Below are 17,098 nucleotides of genomic sequence, written 5' to 3'. Positions count from 1 at the left end.
GCGGTTAGCCACAACTTAAAAACTATTCAGATTTTTTCCGGAGCTATATCTAACATAGAGAACATCTCCAATGTTCCAAATGTTTTTACTGCTAGCGAGAAAACTTTGCCTTAATCTTTTCAGTATGTTGCTCTTTCACCGATTTATCTACCTTTTGATACTGTGAAAGAAAATCATAAATTTTGTCGATGTAAGTGGCTTCCAGAGTGTTAGGGGAATCTTGAATTTGTTGCTCCATTAATTTAGATAGGTGATTGCGTTTGATAACATATGTATCTTTTACCTCGCAAGTAACTTTCTTCAACTCGCATCTTTCGCTGAAGACAATGACAGATGTAAATTGTGCAGTTTCAATAGATGGCAACAGAGCTTTCAGCGCTTTTATGTGACCTAGATTTTGCTTGATGGGATTGTAAAAGGAAAACTTCTGTCCATTCTGAAAGGTTTGCATCCAATTTTGTGACTTCATATCTCCAAAAATCCAGCCACCGTAGTTTTTCGACTCGATCACGTAGATGCCGGTTTCATGAAGGTAGACCAAATCGATTTCAGTCGTTTGTTCTTTGCCATTGGGAATGTAAATATTGAACAATGCTTTATGGTACCCAGGTAATTTTGCCAATTTACCGTAGGATGAGAATTCACCGTAATGACCTTTATTGAACATAGTGGAGAATAGTCCATTTCCAGTCTGTTCCTTATAGGTAGAAATGACTGACTTTTGCTTGGGTTTGTCTGCGAGTTTACTTGCTGCAGAAAGGTTAAAAAAATCTTCTACACGGCTGATTATTTTTTTAAACAAAAGCTCACTCCCTTTCGTATATACTTTCTTAAATACGCTGGAGACACTTTAAATCCTCTTTTTTTCCATTTCATACGTTTCATTATTCTCCACTTTTCATTTACCTTTTAATCTTTCGAATTTTGTCCCTGAATAATTCCAATTATTTCGAGCCCGAACTCCTCTATCTTTTTCTCACCAATACCTCGTATTGTTGATAGTTCTGTCAAAGTTGTAGGTTGTTTTGAAACAATTTCGTCTAGAGTCTGATTTGAAAAAATATGAAACGCTTTATTACCTAAAGCTGCCGCTTTATCTTTTCTAAATCTTCTTAAATCCTCTTCCAACCCTAGTACAGTTGGAGACTGTTCTACTACCGGGTTTGCCATAGCTTCTACTGTTTCACCTAATAGTTTCAATTCTACTGTATCTTCTGTCTTTTCTATTTCATTTTCCGTGTGAGACTCCATTAGAAAATTACTTATATCAGACATACGATTATCTAAAACTTGAACAGGTGAAGATTTTTTTAATTCCTTTGATATGTAGCCAACTAATCCATCTACACGTACGATTCTATCTTGTATATCCTTTTTTGCTTTTTTCAAGTCTAGTATCGTTTTGTTATTGGTGAAAACAACTACTTGTTTAATAGGTGTTTTATTCCCTACTATTCCGTTCGCTTGCAGTAAGTTTCGTAATACTTCTGTCTGTCTTTCTATCTGGCGTATCGGGCTGTAGAATCCTTCTTGAAAAACTACTTTCCTGCCTTTCATGATATTCCGTATAAAATCCCCTTGTTCTGTTACATGAATATTTCCATAATAATTTTTCACTTCGATAACGAGTATAAATTTTCGCGTTATAACAACAAAATCAATTTGAGCTTTCCATTCACCATGTTGCAAATGGAGATCGTGTAAAACATGGAGAGGAGTAAATGAGTTCATTAGCTCAAATTGAACACTTTTTTCACCGTGTAACCCCAATTCAAGGATTTTCATTTTACTTTGAAGGTCTTTTTGAGACTCTGGCATCTTCTCTATTTCTAAGTCACCCTGAATTTTAACAATCATTTTTTTCGCAGTACTACCCTCTTTGATAAGAACAGGTACTCGTAGTTCTTCTTTATCCTTTAATGCTAATTTCATTCTTTCTAAAAATGACTTTTTAGCAAATCCCGGCACTATAATCTCTCCTCAAAAACGTTATTTCAATTATTAATTACTTCAATTAAAAGAACATTAATATCTACCATTATAATTACCTTAATTTTATCACAATATTTAACTATTTCATTGGACTTTCTTTATTAGCTGGAGATAAAGTCAAAAAGCGGCCGATATTGTATCTTCGACAGCTTTCATGAAAGTATATATCAAGTTTTTAAAAAGCTTGCTTCAACCTTAGATTTCTATGTATATTTTAGTATTTATAGAATCATCGGTTAAATTACTCCTTAAGCTGACCACCGCTCATTAGAAAGCCTTCCACTGTTTGATCCCACTAGCTCCTAATGAGAATCTAACCAGATCTTGTTCTTTCTTCGAAAACAAGCTCTTTCTATCGGAAAATCACTTCAATTCGTTCCATTGTCTTATCAATGAATTCTTTAAAATAGACTTCGTCAAAAAGCTTAAAATATAAATCCTCATCATTTGGACGTTTGAAATTCGGTACTAGTGTTTCATCATCATGCGGTAGAAGTTCCCAATAAGCCCACCAATTATCTATACATGGTTCTATATGCGGAATATATTCTCCTATTTCTTTTTCACTTAAAACCTGCTGACCTGCTTCACCATTCATGGCTACTACAAATCCAGCATATAAGCACCAATCAATCTCTATACGGAACCAAATATCTACACCTGGTTTTATACCTTCTTTATATAAATAACTATTACCTGGATATGTAGAGCTTTTAAAATCATAATAGGTGCTGACTTTCTTTTGATCATTAAACGCATAATCATATTCGTTATGTAGTTTTTCTAAACCTATACGTACTTCTAATTCTTTAAACACACGTTGCAATAAATCCGATTTTGCCCCTTTTAAGCTCTTCTCAATAGCAAAAGCACTTTTCATTGATGTAGGTGATGCCGTTAATATGTTTTTAATCTCCATCTCTTGCTCATCCTCCAATTGATCTGTGAAATTTTTTATTGCTGCTATAAACTGCAATAGGACCTCGCGAATTGGTGCAACCTTCATCGTCTCACGTTGCTCAAGACATTTATCAAGCCATTTAATAATATCTTGTGAAAAAGAAATCGGTGTAATAAGCGCTTTATCTACACTACTAGAATCAGGTGGTAAAATGCCAAAACGAGTTAAATAATATACATTGGCATTTTGAGCAACTTTTAAGTAGTCCGCACACTGATTTTCCTGATCTCTAGCAAATATTTTCACTTCAATCGGAACTAAATAATTTGGTGTCTGGATGACCAAGTCAATTCTACGATTATCTTCTATTAAAAACTCCCGGTGTACTTTAACTTGCTTCCATTCTATTAAAGGCAGCTCTAATTGGAGTACATGTTCGACAAACAACTTTAAATAAAGATCACCTTGATAATGACTTCCCTTTGGATTTAACAACTCATAAAGAAAACGACAAATACGTACTTCGTCATAAGCAATATTCGTGATTTCAAAAATATTAAAAAAACCACCTGTTTTTTGTTGAACAAACTCATGCTTCTTCGTGATATTAGATACTTCATATAGAAGTAGTTCAATCTTCATTGACCTAAACATCCCTTTCACTAAAATATCAGTTACTGAACAGTTATTTTCTACTAACATACTACATTGATCTTCAATATTAAAGTCCTGCCAATAAAGTACTCCGAACCTTTCAAATTGCTAAGTAATACTCTTTTCCCATGTGAATGCAAAGTAAGTGAATTTGAAACCTCTGTATAAAGTATTCACAACTACAGATCATTTCACATAAATTAAAAGGAATCGAAACGACTTGTATTTCTTCTAATGTTTCTAATGAAATGGAAAGGAAGATTGTTGGATGGTGAACTTTCAGTCTTTTCATGGTACTGTCACCATGATTAGTGATTTTATGATTGGACAAAATGGGCAGAGTGATGGTTGTTATACTCTTATGTCTGTAGCTAACGGAAACGGAGATATAGCAAATTTCGTAGTGTCCCCTACTACTTACTTTGTAGACCATGTTATGGTAACAGTTGGAGATCAGGTAACTGGGTATTTTGATGGAGATGCACCCGTGCCAATGATTTTTCCTCCACAGTATGGAGCACTTGTTATAGTAAAAGATAGTCCCTATCAAAACGTAAAAATAGACTATTTTAATAGCCAGCTGGAGAGTAGTGACGGTCAATTAAGATTAAATATTTCACCGTATACACAAATATTATTAACAAATGGGCAGGCCTTTACAAGAAACCTCGTAAATCGTAATCTAATAGTTATTTATGGACCTACCACAAGAAGTATCCCCGCCCAAACTACACCATCTAAAATAATCGTTTGGTGTGATTATAAGGTACCAAGTACTAACACAATTGAATCTTTTAAAGTTTAATTCCGCGAAAAAACACCTTTACATTAATTGAGTTAGGTATTGTCTACCCACTCCTAACGAAAGGTGTTTTTGTCTTGTTCTTTACTTAATTTCCACCGCGTTCATCCACATGATGATCATTTTGTCCATCTTTCACTTGGAGTTCTTCTTTCTGTTGGTCGCTTAACTCATTGGACTTTCCTTGCTCAACAGATAGGTCTTCGGTATTGGAAGTTTCCTTTTCATGGTTCAACTCTTTTTTCATCGCATTCACCTTCCTCATGTTCTATTAATACTTCTCTTCCCTAAAAAGTTCACTTCTAACATTTTTTAAACATTTCTCTCACAAAAAATGATATTTTATAATAGTAAATCATTTATTTCAGTCTGGAAGTGCATATGTGAAAAAAAAGAAGAAGAAAAATAATAAACATGAGGACACAGTAGAACTCTTTTTGGGCTATTTTTTAATAGTCGATATCCCGTTGTTCCTAATATCACTGATTCTTGCTATCTTCATTAAAGACTTTTTGTGGCAGCAAATACTAATCAAACTCACAATGGGCTTCTTTGGGTTGTTAGTTATACTCGGAGCTGTTGCGCTTATAAGCAATAGGGCAAAAAGTTTAATCGGTAATATTTCCCAAAAAGTGTTTGGTTCTATTTTAGCACTTATATTTACTTTAGTGGTTCTAACCTCATTTATAACAGCAATCTCACTCTATCAAGACCAAGATCAATACAGCAAAGGGAACTTCAACACAATTGTAGGTGTTGCCAAAAATGTTACATATAGTTCTCCTAAGCATGATCCTAACGATTATTTATGGCAATTTGACATAAATGGAAAAACCTACACAGTGGAAAATATGGCAATCACAGAAGAAGAATACGAACAATACTATAAAGGGAAAAAAATAGTAGTTACCTTTTTACCGGAAAGTGGTTTTGTTATAGATTTAACATTGACCGAGGAGGAAAAAGGAGAGCGCTAGGCACTCTCCTTTTTATATCAAACTTTTTACGACTTTGGACATCATCGCCCCATCTGCTTTTCCAGTTAGTAATGGTTTTGCGATTTTCATTGCTTCGCCCATACTAGTTCCTTTTACAATTCCAGCCTCTGTTAATATCGTTGCTATTTCTTCTTCGTTTAACTGTTTTGGTAGGAAGCTTTTTAGTAATACTAGTTTTGCCTCTTCTTTTTCCACTAAATCATCTCGATTAGCTTTTTGGGCTCCTTCTAATGCTTGGTTCGTTTGCTTTACTTCACGATTCACGATAGCAATTTCTTCTTCTGATGAAAGGCTTGAACCTTTTTCCTTTTCCGCGCTATCTAATGCTGATTTTAAAAGCGTTAATACCCCTTTTGCTAATACATCCTTCTCTTTCATTGCTCGTTTTAATTGTTCAAATACCGACGTTTTTATCATTAATAAGATCTCCTTCCACTTTCTAAATCTCCCCGTAAATATATTAGTAAGTTTACGCCAATAACGTCATCACTGCAAAGAAATGCAATATGGATGCTGCTAGTACAAAAATATGCCAGACTGCATGATGATATATAAATCCGCGCCACACGTAAAAAACCGCCCCTACTGTGTAGAGCACGCCACCTATTGCTAGATAAAGCAAACCATGAGTTGATACATTTTCCAATAATGGTTTCCATGCAAGCACCATCAACCAGCCCATCACTACATACAATAACGTCGACGTATGTAAAAAGCGCTTTACAAAATATGCTTTAAACACCGTTCCAGCTATTGCAAGTCCCCACACAATCCCAAAAAGCGTCCATCCCATTGTCCCTTTTACGGCAAGGAACAAAAAAGGAGTATATGTTCCTGCAATAAAAAAGTAGATGGCCGAGTGATCCATTATCTCAAAAACATCTTTCGCTCGACCTGCCGGAAATCCATGGACGAGAGTGGATGATGTATATAATAGCACCATCGTCACTCCAAATAGTGTAAAACTCACCACATGCCAAGTAGTTCCTCGTGTCACAGCTGACACAATCAAAATGACAAGAGCTGCTATACTTAAAAGTACCCCAATTCCATGAATAATTGCATTTGCCATCTCTTCACGCTTTGAAAATATATGTGTATTACTCATTTTGATTCATTCCCATCTGATGGTTTTCTATCGCCTTATGTTACCATTTTGTTTGGTTAGCGAATACTTTTCAATTATATCTAAAATAAATCAAAAAAAAGACACCCATAAAAATGAGTGTCTCTTTTTTCGTCAAATTAAAGTTTTACGATGTTAACTGCTTGTGGTCCACGTTGACCATCTTCGATATCAAATTCCACTTTTTGACCTTCGTCAAGTGATTTGAAGCCTTCACCTTGGATAGCTGAGAAGTGAGCGAATACGTCGTTTCCGCCTTCAACTTCGATAAATCCAAAACCTTTTTCTGCGTTAAACCATTTTACTGTACCTTGTGTCATTTAAAAGACCTCCAAAAATTGTAGTGAATAAAAAATTCACATATTACAAAAAGTACCGAACGAACGCGATTACTCTTTGTAATATGCGAATTCATTGTTTCTATATAAGCAATTTAATTATTATCCTTACTATACACCAAATTTAAATATTTAGCCAATAAAATGAATTATTTATACTTTTATTTTATTTGATTGCTCCGTTAAGGCAGTCTTCCATTGCTATTAATCCTGCTTCCCTTCTAAGAGAAGCAGGGTAGATTCGTCCTGTCTAAACTTCTTCCTCAAAGTAAATCTTATAAAACTTACGTTTTGTCGCTTCGTCATAGCCGACTTCAATCAGTTCATTTACTTCCAGTATATCACGTACGTTTACTTGTATCTCAATATTGTCATCCAGTTTAATTTTACGCTTATAATTCTTTTCCGCCTTCACAATTGCACTCTCGGAAATTTCTGTCTCAAAAGGTTTTACCGTATTGATAAGGACGTCTTTTTGTATAGTATCCGCAGTCTCAAATACAGTTTCAATATAGCCATCTACTTGAAATTCATCTTCGTTTCGGAAGTAGTCTAACGTTTTGTTTAAAAATCCCAGCTTATCGGTATTTGTAAAAGTCTCTTCTTTTAGAATATATTTTTTACATTCTGTTAAGGCTAAATTCGTTTTATGAAAGTTTTCGTCCGCTACTTTGAGCTTTAAGAATCGTTCTTGCCAGTACACGACATCTTCTTTCCTTTTTGTTTTCAAGAATACTGCAGGGTTTTCGTCTTGACCCATATTAATAATGACGGCCATATTATTGATTTTCTTTACATTAATACCATCTATGCCGTTCACAATCACTTTATTGTGCTCATTCTTCACATTCAAAAACATTTCTTTTTCCTCTATTTTCACAATAGCTATTGCTTGTCTTACTTCATCATGGAACAAGCAGTTTTCAAATAAGCCAATGAATAATTCACCGCTTTTTATGTTTGGATGTTGCGATACACTATGTAAGTGCTTGGCAATATGATTTGATTGTTCAAGGAAACTACTAGGATTATCAAAAATACTTGTTACATACGTATAGGTTTCGTTTAATCCAATATTGGTTTCATGAAAAAATTCGTATTGTTGATCTAAATCGAGTTTATGGAACGCCAGTTGTGTAAAGGCTGCCTCTAGCATAATTTCCGGCTGTTCGGACGCTTCCTGTCCTAACACAAGTTCATCACTTATATGGTGGACAACATACTGCGCTAATTTACTTTCGCTAACTTCTAGCATCATGTCACCTTCAAAATTTTATTGATAAAATAAGAACATATATTCTACTTTATGTTATAATAATGTTACAATTGCATAGCAGGGTGGGCGGTTGGTCACTTCCTAGTGGAGGTGATCTCAATGTCGACTTATGAGACGATAAGTTTACTTATACAGGTATGTTCTGTCATGGTAGCTGCTTTTACGATTGTAGTCACATTAATTATTTTCTTTGCAAAAAAGAAATAACCGTCCCCCAATGGTAAGGCGTGGACGATTATTTCTAAGTCAACCCGGGCCAACCGCTCTTTCTGCGGTTTGCAGTTGTAGGACTGGATATTCCCGTATCCAGTCTTTATATTGTATGTCTATAGTTCTATTATATACGGGAGAGGGGGTTTATTCAACTCATTCTCCCGCTAGCCAAGGTCGGTTATCAATTCGAACCTTCCCCTGATTTACTTTTTTAATTCTTATAGCTCTTGTAAAACTTCCATCGTCTTTAGAACATGCTTAAGAAAGTCCTCAATTTCACCCATATGCTCCTCGTTGATTTTGTTAATAAATTTCACTTCAATTGTATCTAGATAACTGGAATCCTTCTGTTCATATATATAACTTAGTGTTTGTGTTACCTGAATTTCATTTTCCCAAATACTACTTATGGTACGCTCAACCTCTTTACATTGTAGATTCACATTTTGCACGTGTTTGTAGAAGCGCAATAATAAAGAGCAGCCCAAATGGTTAATAGAAGTTTCTAGAATCTCCCCTGCTAAATCTTCTAAGGAGGCTTCCAATACAATTTCTGCTATAACACTTTTTTGTTCTACCATTGTAAATTTAATTGCAAATTCTCGAGCAAGGATAGAAAAATCCATACGGTCCAATCGGTTCACGATATGTACCTTCTGTTCGATATTGTCTAAATCATACACATGATTTTCAAATGCCACTTTTAAATTCTCGAAAATAGTTGGATCATACATATACATTCCTCCTAATATGAAAATAGGTACGCATGTCCTGTTGACCATGTGTACCTATTTTCAATCCTTGTATTATTTCCCACAACACTTTTTATACTTTTTCCCACTGCCACATGGGCAAGAATCATTTCTCCCTACTTTGCCTCCATCAATTACATTGAAAGGGGTTACTGGTATCGGCTTCAAATGATGCCGCTCCATTCGAAACAACTCGTCTGATGTATGTCCTCTGTTTTCCCAAAGGCGTGTTGTATTAGCAATCATTGAAATTGCTTGTACGTATTCATTTAGCTGTTTCATATCTTTAAATTCAAAACCTTTCAGAAAATCCTGGATGACTTTCTGGACATTGACATGAACAACTTGTAAGTAGTCTATAAGATCGTCCATTTCTTGTTGTAATTTGTCTTTATTACTACCAAAGAAGTCTCTCGCTAACATTTTAGCTAGCTTTTCTTGGTAAACTGTCTTTTCATAATAGAGATCTTCTGAGTAGTGCAATAACTCTTCTCTTTCGGGTACATAATATGGCTTCCCAGCGACTTCTGGTAAAAATTTCTCATGTCCCTCAAACCATTCAATTGTCTCGTGGACCAATGCTTTACTATGCACATATACATGTTTTTGTTGAAGTAAATTTGCATAATGATGGTCCTTTAAGATTGCGTGTAACTCTCCACTGGAAATAGTGGGTTTGTTTTGGGAGTTATAAATTTCTAAAAACTTTGGATACTCAATCACCCCATATAAGCGAGCACATGCTTCTGCATATTGAATGATAAGGTCTTTGTTTGGCAGTGCATCAATATCTATGTAGTCTGCACCACGATATTTGTCTGATAACACAAAGTACTTGTCATGAACGATATGTTGCCATTCTGTCTTTTTGTATTTTACAAACTTCAAACGATCATTTATCTTATCCATATCTAATGGTAAATAGTCCTGTCTCTCTGCCCAGGCATACATTCTCAAATAATTCGGATGCGTTGGATCATGGTATACGCTTAAAAACTTCTCATACCCAGGTGGACCCCCTACATCCTCCGGCGGCGCTGTCCCATCACCATCTAGTAAGGTTGGATAACCAAAATAATAATCCTCTACCGTATCCTCTAGCTCGACTCGAATGCGCCAATCATCACCGAAGTCATATTCGTAAAGAAGGTGGCCATGCTGTTCTAGGTACTTATCTATTTTCATATGGGTAGGAGATTTCAACGTTTTTCCAGCAAACTTCCGTCCTTTGTATTCTTCTATAAGAGCTTCGTTATTTGTGCTAAAGAATTCTTCTGTTTGGATTGCAAAGAAATGATAGGGCTCAAAATAACTTTGGAAATTTGTTGTATATTGGATTGTTTCATGTAAACGATTGAATGTTGCTCCTGCAGGTAAAATCACACGTCTCCAAATTGTTGGATGAATATGTTCAAATGATAGTTTTAAAATATATGCTTTGATACATCACCATCTCCCTTTCTTCCATCATACACGCTTATCTAGTCAGATAAAAATGATTAATATTACTACTTCATTAAAAGACATATACTTCTCATAAAAAAGCAGACCCTCGTTTACACGGAGTCCGCTTCTCTATTATTCTTCTTCATTTACAATTACTTGACGTCCCTTCATTTTCAACAGTAAAGGAACTAATAACCAAGCAGCAGCTACTATGATAAACACTAAAGATAATGGTTTCGTCACGAAAATGCTAAAGTCACCATTAGAAATTGTTAAAGCCCGTCTCATATTATTTTCAATCATCGGTCCTAACACAAGTGCCAATACTAGAGGGGCCACTGGATAATCATTTTTGGACAATACATAACCTAAAATGCCGCAACCTAATAATAAAAACAAATCGAATGTCGTGTACTGCACTGCATACACTCCGAAGAATGAGATGGCCACAATCATCGGTAACAAGTATTTTTTCGGTGTTTGAATAATTTTTGCAAACACACGGACCAATGGCATATTCAGTATTAGTAACATCAAGTTTCCTATGAACATACTTGCGATTAGTCCCCATGCAACTTCTGGGTGTTCATCAAATAGAAGCGGACCTGGTTGAATATTATACATGATTAATGCGCCCATCAATATTGCAGTTGTACCTGAACCAGGTATTCCTAATGTTAGAAGGGGAATCATTGCTCCCCCTGACGCGGCGTTATTTGCCGACTCTGGGCCAGCTACACCAGCAATATTTCCTTTACCGAACGTCTCTGGTTTTTTACTAAACTTTTTCTCAGTCATATAAGAAAAAAACGAAGCAAGGGTCGCTCCCGCCCCAGGTAAAACGCCAATAAAGAATCCAAGTAAAGAACCACGCGTAATTGGTATTGCACTATCTTTCATGTCTTGCTTTGTCGGTAGTATACGATGGATTTTAGCAATTGCTCCCGATTCATCATCACGCTCTAAAACTGTTTTAAACACTTCGCCGAGTGCAAATAATCCTACTGCGATTGTTAAAAATTCAAGTCCTGAATACAAAATAGGCTGATTATATGTAAAACGGGCAATACCAGAAACAGCGTCGATTCCAATCGTTCCTAACATAAGTCCAAAAACAGTCATGATTAAAGCTTTTGTCATTGATTTTCCTGCAAGGCCACTTACTGCAGCCAACCCTAATAGCATCAACGAAAAATATTCCGCTGGCCCAAATTTTATCGCAACATTGGACAACGGTTCAGCTAAAAGCACCAGTCCAATCAGTGATACAATTCCTGCACAAAACGAACCAATCGCGGAGATGGCCAACGCTGCTCCAGCACGACCCTGTTTTGCCATTTGATAACCATCTAATGTCGTTACAACAGAAGAAGATTCTCCCGGAGTATTCAATAAAATAGAAGTAGTCGAGCCACCATACATCGCTCCATAGTATACCCCTGCCAGTAAAATAATCGAACTCGCTGCCGCCGCACTAGTCGGCATTCCCGAAGTAATTGTTGCTGTTACTGGAATAAGTAAGGCAACACCACTCATTGGGCCGATACCTGGCAATACGCCTACCGCAGTCCCAATGATTACGCCTACTAAAGCAAACAATAAATTATGCCATTGAAAAGCAATACCAAATCCGTCTGCTAAAAATTGTAATGTATCCATAGCTAAACCCCTTCCCCCTTACAAAAGCGGAAACCCTGGCAAAGAACCGCCAAGTAGCTCCGAAAAGAAATAATAAACACCAAACGAAAAGAAAGCTGAGATGATGATGGAATAAACAATTTTTCCCCGTTCCATCGTTTGAAATGCAATAAGTAAGAATAGAAATGTAGAAACAACATATCCTATTTTCTCCAAGAAAAATGCATAAAGAATCGCACTCACAAAAATGATTAGGAATTTTGTATATTGCAATTGCTCTTTCTTTAATTTGTCCGTTTTATATTTAAATGTTTCGTATAAAAGTCGAATGCTTAATGCAATTAGAATAATACCAAGCCACATAGGAAATATTTTTGGTCCGACGGATGAACCATAAGCACTATCAGATATCTTTTGGCTTTCCACAAGGAAAATAATGCCGACCATCAAAAAGGCAATTCCCGCAACTCGATCGAAATTTTTATTCATATTTTTTATTCCCTCCTAACTTAAAAAGGCGACTCTGCAGCCGCCTACATACTTTTACTTTTGCATGCCAAGTGCTGTTAATAACTCAACAATCACTTTATCTTGGTCCTCTAAATAGGAAGCAAAATCTTTTGCATCTCGATATTCACTTGCCCATCCATTTTTCTCTAGTTCTGCTTTCCACTCATCTGTTTCTACCATTTTTTCAAGTTTTTCAGACCAATAGTTTACAGCACCCTCGGACATTTCTTTCGGTCCAAATATACCGCGCCAAATAGTAAACTCTGCATCAATTCCGGATTCTTTATAAGTTGGTACATCCGCTAATTCTCCTTCTAAACGTTCAGAAGAGCTAACTGCTAATACACGTACATCTCCGGATTTTACATACGTTGCAATTGTTGAAGCATCTGTTGCAATAACGTCTGCATTACCACCTAGTAAAGCTGCAACTGCCTCTCCTCCACCATCGTAAGAAACGTATTTAACTGCTTTTGGATCAATACCTGCTTCAAATGCTGGTAAGATACCTACTAGATGATCCATTGAACCCGGTGCTGAACCACCAGCTAGTGTTACTGTTTTTGGATCTTTTTTAATGGCATCTAATATATCTTGTAATGTTTTATATTCAGAATCACTTTTCACAACAATCGCTCCGTAGTCACGTGTTAGTTGTGCCAGTGGAGTTGTATCTTTGTAACCATATGGGCTATTTCCTTCTGCTTTGTCATTGTTAATCAGAATTGGAGGGGACTTCACCATCAATACATAGTCATTTTTTGCTTCTTTTGTAGCAAACTCCGCCATGTAAACTGCTCCGCCACCTCCAGGTTTATTTTCCACAGTGATTGGTTTTTCGATTAACTTCGTATCATTCATCGTTTTGGCGATGGATCGCGCAGTTAAATCCCACCCCCCGCCTGCACCCGATGGAGCAACAAGCGTAATATTATTCTTCGGATAATCCGGTGCCGATGCTTTCCCTTCACTATCGTCCGACGAACAAGCAGCCAAACTTATAGCTAAAGCGGCCGTTAAAGCAACTCCAGTTATTTTCTTCCAAGTTAACATAAAATCCCCCTCATCTAAATGTAATGACAGCGTTTTCATTCGCCTGTTATTAATTTATCAGAAGATTTTACTAATTCAATGTTTCTGATGATAAGTTGGATAATGAAAATTACGTTCATTTTGTTCATATTGTTCACGATGGCTGGATGAAATATCGCCGTTCTGGACGACCAACCGTTCCATAAATAAGTTCGGCATATACAAGCTTTTCCGAAGCAAGATATTCTAAATAGCGTCGAGCAGTGGAGCGACTCACGCCAACTTCTAATCCTAGCGCTTCTGCTGTGATACCATCATTTATATTCTTTATATAATTTACTACTTTTGACTTTGTAATAGGATCGATACCTTTCGGAGGATTATCACCTGAACTAGATACTTGTACAGTTGTTTTATTCCATAGAGATTCGATTAGATTTTCTTGCACCTCCCCGTTTCCTGTTAGAATATCTCTTTTTGTTTTGTAAGATAGTAAACTTTCTTTAAACTTCTCAAACGTTAATGGTTTTAAAATATAATCTGCTACACCACTTCGGAATGCCTTTTTCACAATATTCGCCTCTGCAGCAGCTGTAATGAAAATAATATCAGTGTCCGGACTATACTCTTGTATAACCGCTAATAAGTCTGTGCCAAGTGTATCTGGCAGATATACATCTAGTAATACTAAATCCGGTTTATACGATATAATCCAGTCCGTTGCCTCCTCACCTGTATAGGCAGATCCAATAACTTTGAAGCCTTCCAGTTTTTCGATGAATCGACGATGTATATCTGAAATGCGCTTATCATCCTCTATTATTAAAATCTCAATTTGTTTTATCATGCAAATACCCCCCTTTTGGAATGGAAACGATAAATAGCGCTCCCCCTAGATCCCCTTTTTCCAAGGCTATAGTGCCTCCTAAGTCATTAATATTTTCCTTCACCTTCACTAAGCCAAACCCTCGATTTTTATCGCTTTTGGTAGACACTTTCTCTTTCCAAACAATATCGAGTACTTCCTCTGACACTCCTGTTCCCGAATCTTCCACTTCAATCAATATCTCGTCTCTGTTATCCACTATTAAAATACGGACCATACGCATCTCTTCTTGCAAACTTTCCACTGCCTCAAATGCATTCGTCACTAAATTGCCTATGATGGAAACTAGGAGATGCTTCTGAAGATGTTTCGGCAATTTTTCTAAATAACTATCTTCATCCAAAATAAAACGTACCTTTAACTCCTTTGCACGATTAAGAAAACCTATAACAATCCCCCCGAGAAAGGGATCCTGTAAACGCTTGGTCATAAATTGAATAAGTGATTGATGTTCCGCTGTTTCCACATGTATCAAGTTAATCGCTTCGTCATATGAGTTCAATTGAATCAAACCTGATATCGTATACAAAAAGTTATGGTATTCATGGGTTTGTGCACGCAATGCTTCTGTATACTGCTTTACTTGCGACAATTCCTCTGCCAAACGGTCTATATCTGATTGGGAACGAAAGCTGGACACCGCTCCAACAATTTTATCTCCTACGCGAATCGGTATGCGATTGACGATCGCCTTTTTACCGCGTATTTCCATCGGACGATCTAAATGTTCTATACCTGATTCCAGTACTTGTGGAAGATAGGTGTTCGGTATGACATCCCAAATGTTGCGACCAACTAACTCCGTTTGGGCAGGCAATGATAATATTTCATGTGCGGCCACATTGGCGGTAGTAATCGTTCCTTTTGCATCTACCATAATGATTCCTTCACGTACGGACTCTATTAATGCGTTCCGTTCTGTAAATAAATTGGCTATTTCAATGGGCTCCAGATTAAAAAGCTCTTTTTTAATATTACGCGCCAAAATGCTAGATCCAATTATTCCTATTAAAATTGCAATGACTACTATAAACGCAATATTGTCCACATATTGGATGAATATTGTTGTCATATCCTCTTTTAGAAATCCTACAGAAATAATGCCAATAATCTCACCGGTCTCATCTATAACAGGGGCCTTCCCTCTTAAAGCTGTACCAAGCGTTCCAGTAGCCTCCGAAATATAGGAATGGCCGTATATAAGCGCCTGTTCGTTGTCATCTCCGACCATCTTCTCTCCAATCCGTTCTATTACCGGATGTGCATATCGAATTCCTTCTTTATTGCCAATTACTACGTATTCTGCTCCTGTGCTTGACTGAATGTCCGTTGCAATCGGCTGTAAAGCATCAGAAGGATTATCTGCATGAAAACCGGCTATAATATCGGGGCGTCCTGCTGTCGTGACTGCAATATTAAGCGCTCTTTCTCCAATTTGTCGTTCAATTGCATCTGAAACGATAAAGTAAAAAGAAATCCCTATAATAATTGCTACCAATGAAACAAAAGCTGCACCAAAAGAAAAAATTCGCGATTGCAGAGAAGCTCTCTCTTTTTTCATATCATTCACTCACTAACCCCATAGTATATTCGACAAATAAATAACCGCTGTTACGGTGATACAGCTAACGACCGTTGAGAACAGTACGATTTGCGCAGCTAAATTCGATTCTACATCGTATTCTAAAGCGAGCGTCGAGCTATTTCTAGACGTCGGAAAAGCGCTTGCTATAAATAATGACTGTGCGACCACTCCATCAAATCCCATCAACGTGATTAAACCAAATGCAAGAATAGGACCTAACACTAATCGGCCAATCGTACTTGTCAGTATGACTTTATTGAAAATAGTTTTAATATCCAACTGTGCTAATTGTGCTCCGAGAGTGATTAACGCAATCGAAATAAATGCATTCGATAAATAATCAATCGGAATTCTTAAAAAAGTAGGAATCCCAATATGGAAAACATTCATCAATGCTCCTACTATAAGTGCATGCACAATCGGTAAGCGGAGTAAACTACGCAGTATATCTAATCCGGATTTCGTAGAAGATATTAAATTATAAAGACCATATGTATATGTAATAATATTTTGGAAAATCACAATAATAATTTGAATGGATGTACCGAGGGGATTGGCAAAGAACAGCATCTGACTAACAGGAATTCCATAATTCCCAGAATTGATCAAAACAATACTGTTTTTATAAATAGCAGACTGATTCCTATTAAGTTTTAATAGTTTGCTAACGATTGTTCCTATTAACATTAAACAAATACTAAAAATAACTAGATAGAACACAATTTGTCCCAATACCCCTGCATTCACCTTTGTTTCATAGATGTTGATAAATACTGCTGCCGGCATTAAACAATAGGTAATCAGATTCGATAATGCTTTTAAATTAAATTTAAATTTCAGCTGTAACGCCGCTCCAATACCTAGCATTATTAAAATCGGGGCGACCACTTGAAAAAATACCATACTCAAATAAATCATACATTGGTCACTCCTTATCCTTTTAAAATAC

The 17,098-nt window shown here is 36.5% G+C and carries 19 protein-coding genes; 3 read left to right on the top strand and 16 right to left on the bottom strand.

Translation table 11 applies throughout. The features are described from left to right. Positions 1-91: 91 nt before the first annotated feature. The 3 genes from FS486_RS11215 to FS486_RS11205 all read right to left on the bottom strand — a co-directional run bounded on the left by FS486_RS11215 (position 92) and on the right by FS486_RS11205 (position 3,535). Positions 92-802 (bottom strand): nuclease-related domain-containing protein, encoded by a 711-nt coding sequence (locus FS486_RS11215; RefSeq protein ID WP_144511438.1) that lies wholly within the window; start codon positions 800-802, stop codon positions 92-94. Positions 803-909: 107 nt separating this feature from the next. After that, on the bottom strand, positions 910-1,968 hold the full coding sequence (locus FS486_RS11210) for an NERD domain-containing protein (protein ID WP_144511436.1): 1,059 nt from the start codon (positions 1,966-1,968) through the stop codon (positions 910-912). Positions 1,969-2,344: 376 nt separating this feature from the next. Continuing rightward, entirely contained in the window at positions 2,345-3,535 is a 1,191-nt protein-coding gene (locus FS486_RS11205; RefSeq protein WP_186321422.1) for a PDDEXK-like family protein, read from the bottom strand. A 280-nt stretch (positions 3,536-3,815) separates the two neighbouring features. On the opposite strand from FS486_RS11205, the gene FS486_RS11200 reads away from it, so the two are divergent. Continuing rightward, positions 3,816-4,352, top strand: coding sequence for a hypothetical protein (locus FS486_RS11200; RefSeq protein WP_144511432.1), 537 nt, complete (start codon positions 3,816-3,818; stop codon positions 4,350-4,352). Between the two features lie 85 nt (positions 4,353-4,437). On the opposite strand, the gene FS486_RS20135 is transcribed toward FS486_RS11200, so the two are convergent. After that, positions 4,438-4,596 (bottom strand): hypothetical protein, encoded by a 159-nt coding sequence (locus FS486_RS20135; RefSeq protein WP_186321421.1) that lies wholly within the window; start codon positions 4,594-4,596, stop codon positions 4,438-4,440. A gap of 136 nt (positions 4,597-4,732) precedes the next feature. Between FS486_RS20135 and FS486_RS11195 the strand changes: the two genes are divergently transcribed. After that, the gene (locus FS486_RS11195; protein ID WP_144511430.1) at positions 4,733-5,326 is read left to right on the top strand and encodes a hypothetical protein; all 594 of its coding nucleotides are present in this window, start codon (positions 4,733-4,735) and stop codon (positions 5,324-5,326) included. A gap of 12 nt (positions 5,327-5,338) precedes the next feature. Here FS486_RS11195 and FS486_RS11190 read toward each other — a convergent pair whose 3' ends face one another. From FS486_RS11190 to FS486_RS11175, 4 genes are all read right to left on the bottom strand, one after another. After that, positions 5,339-5,764, bottom strand: a complete 426-nt coding sequence (locus FS486_RS11190; RefSeq protein WP_144511428.1) for a GatB/YqeY domain-containing protein — start codon at positions 5,762-5,764, stop codon at positions 5,339-5,341. A gap of 52 nt (positions 5,765-5,816) precedes the next feature. Continuing rightward, a complete protein-coding gene (trhA, locus tag FS486_RS11185; protein WP_144511426.1) occupies positions 5,817-6,455 on the bottom strand; it encodes a PAQR family membrane homeostasis protein TrhA in 639 nt (212 codons plus the stop codon). Positions 6,456-6,592: 137 nt separating this feature from the next. Continuing rightward, positions 6,593-6,793 carry a cold-shock protein gene (locus FS486_RS11180; RefSeq protein WP_142539751.1) on the bottom strand — a complete coding sequence of 67 codons (201 nt, stop codon included), beginning with the start codon at positions 6,791-6,793 and terminating at the stop codon, positions 6,593-6,595. Between the two features lie 268 nt (positions 6,794-7,061). Continuing rightward, the gene (locus tag FS486_RS11175; RefSeq protein WP_144511713.1) at positions 7,062-8,066 is read right to left on the bottom strand and encodes a nucleoid-associated protein; all 1,005 of its coding nucleotides are present in this window, start codon (positions 8,064-8,066) and stop codon (positions 7,062-7,064) included. A gap of 120 nt (positions 8,067-8,186) precedes the next feature. Between FS486_RS11175 and FS486_RS20295 the strand changes: the two genes are divergently transcribed. Beyond that, positions 8,187-8,294 carry a putative holin-like toxin gene (locus tag FS486_RS20295; RefSeq protein ID WP_222122588.1) on the top strand — a complete coding sequence of 36 codons (108 nt, stop codon included), beginning with the start codon at positions 8,187-8,189 and terminating at the stop codon, positions 8,292-8,294. A gap of 224 nt (positions 8,295-8,518) precedes the next feature. Here the strand turns inward: FS486_RS20295 and FS486_RS11170 are convergent, their stop codons facing one another. From FS486_RS11170 to FS486_RS11135, 8 genes are all read right to left on the bottom strand, one after another. Next, complete coding sequence (locus tag FS486_RS11170) at positions 8,519-9,034, bottom strand: hypothetical protein (RefSeq protein ID WP_144511425.1); 516 nt, start codon at positions 9,032-9,034, stop codon at positions 8,519-8,521. A 72-nt stretch (positions 9,035-9,106) separates the two neighbouring features. Beyond that, positions 9,107-10,483: a plasmid pRiA4b ORF-3 family protein gene (locus tag FS486_RS11165; protein WP_260858096.1), complete on the bottom strand. Its 1,377-nt coding sequence runs from the start codon at positions 10,481-10,483 to the stop codon at positions 9,107-9,109. Positions 10,484-10,630: 147 nt separating this feature from the next. Further along, entirely contained in the window at positions 10,631-12,157 is a 1,527-nt protein-coding gene (locus FS486_RS11160) for a tripartite tricarboxylate transporter permease (protein WP_144511421.1), read from the bottom strand. A gap of 18 nt (positions 12,158-12,175) precedes the next feature. Then, the gene (locus FS486_RS11155; protein WP_144511419.1) at positions 12,176-12,625 is read right to left on the bottom strand and encodes a tripartite tricarboxylate transporter TctB family protein; all 450 of its coding nucleotides are present in this window, start codon (positions 12,623-12,625) and stop codon (positions 12,176-12,178) included. A gap of 54 nt (positions 12,626-12,679) precedes the next feature. Beyond that, positions 12,680-13,699 carry a Bug family tripartite tricarboxylate transporter substrate binding protein gene (locus FS486_RS11150; RefSeq protein ID WP_144511418.1) on the bottom strand — a complete coding sequence of 340 codons (1,020 nt, stop codon included), beginning with the start codon at positions 13,697-13,699 and terminating at the stop codon, positions 12,680-12,682. A 133-nt stretch (positions 13,700-13,832) separates the two neighbouring features. Continuing rightward, positions 13,833-14,525, bottom strand: coding sequence for a response regulator (locus tag FS486_RS11145; protein ID WP_144511417.1), 693 nt, complete (start codon positions 14,523-14,525; stop codon positions 13,833-13,835). After that, positions 14,509-16,125 (bottom strand): ATP-binding protein, encoded by a 1,617-nt coding sequence (locus tag FS486_RS11140; RefSeq protein WP_144511710.1) that lies wholly within the window; start codon positions 16,123-16,125, stop codon positions 14,509-14,511. The genes FS486_RS11145 and FS486_RS11140 overlap by 17 nt, the downstream gene beginning before the upstream one ends. 12 nt (positions 16,126-16,137) lie before the next feature. Next, positions 16,138-17,067, bottom strand: a complete 930-nt coding sequence (locus FS486_RS11135) for an AEC family transporter (RefSeq protein WP_144511416.1) — start codon at positions 17,065-17,067, stop codon at positions 16,138-16,140. Positions 17,068-17,098: the final 31 nt, after the last annotated feature.

Source organism: Bacillus sp. FJAT-22090 (assembly GCF_007676755.1).
Lineage (GTDB): Bacteria > Bacillota > Bacilli > Bacillales_A > Planococcaceae > Psychrobacillus.
The sequence above is the reverse complement of the archived record's forward strand: the minus strand, read 5'-3'. Positions and strand labels throughout refer to the sequence as shown.

What these genes read in the sequence shown, in the direction of transcription:
- FS486_RS11205 (WP_186321422.1), bottom strand. Translation starts at nt 3,535, where the DNA reads ATGAAGATTGAACTACTTCTATATGAAGTATCTAATATCACGAAGAAG.
- FS486_RS11200 (WP_144511432.1), top strand. Translation starts at nt 3,816, where the DNA reads ATGGTGAACTTTCAGTCTTTTCATGGTACTGTCACCATGATTAGTGAT.
- FS486_RS20135 (WP_186321421.1), bottom strand. Translation starts at nt 4,596, where the DNA reads ATGAAAAAAGAGTTGAACCATGAAAAGGAAACTTCCAATACCGAAGAC.
- FS486_RS11190 (WP_144511428.1), bottom strand. Translation starts at nt 5,764, where the DNA reads ATGATAAAAACGTCGGTATTTGAACAATTAAAACGAGCAATGAAAGAG.
- trhA (WP_144511426.1), bottom strand. Translation starts at nt 6,455, where the DNA reads ATGAGTAATACACATATATTTTCAAAGCGTGAAGAGATGGCAAATGCA.
- FS486_RS11180 (WP_142539751.1), bottom strand. Translation starts at nt 6,793, where the DNA reads ATGACACAAGGTACAGTAAAATGGTTTAACGCAGAAAAAGGTTTTGGA.
- FS486_RS11175 (WP_144511713.1), bottom strand. Translation starts at nt 8,066, where the DNA reads ATGCTAGAAGTTAGCGAAAGTAAATTAGCGCAGTATGTTGTCCACCAT.
- FS486_RS20295 (WP_222122588.1), top strand. Translation starts at nt 8,187, where the DNA reads ATGTCGACTTATGAGACGATAAGTTTACTTATACAGGTATGTTCTGTC.
- FS486_RS11170 (WP_144511425.1), bottom strand. Translation starts at nt 9,034, where the DNA reads ATGTATGATCCAACTATTTTCGAGAATTTAAAAGTGGCATTTGAAAAT.
- FS486_RS11160 (WP_144511421.1), bottom strand. Translation starts at nt 12,157, where the DNA reads ATGGATACATTACAATTTTTAGCAGACGGATTTGGTATTGCTTTTCAA.
- FS486_RS11155 (WP_144511419.1), bottom strand. Translation starts at nt 12,625, where the DNA reads ATGAATAAAAATTTCGATCGAGTTGCGGGAATTGCCTTTTTGATGGTC.
- FS486_RS11150 (WP_144511418.1), bottom strand. Translation starts at nt 13,699, where the DNA reads ATGTTAACTTGGAAGAAAATAACTGGAGTTGCTTTAACGGCCGCTTTA.
- FS486_RS11145 (WP_144511417.1), bottom strand. Translation starts at nt 14,525, where the DNA reads ATGATAAAACAAATTGAGATTTTAATAATAGAGGATGATAAGCGCATT.
- FS486_RS11140 (WP_144511710.1), bottom strand. Translation starts at nt 16,125, where the DNA reads ATGAAAAAAGAGAGAGCTTCTCTGCAATCGCGAATTTTTTCTTTTGGT.
- FS486_RS11135 (WP_144511416.1), bottom strand. Translation starts at nt 17,067, where the DNA reads ATGATTTATTTGAGTATGGTATTTTTTCAAGTGGTCGCCCCGATTTTA.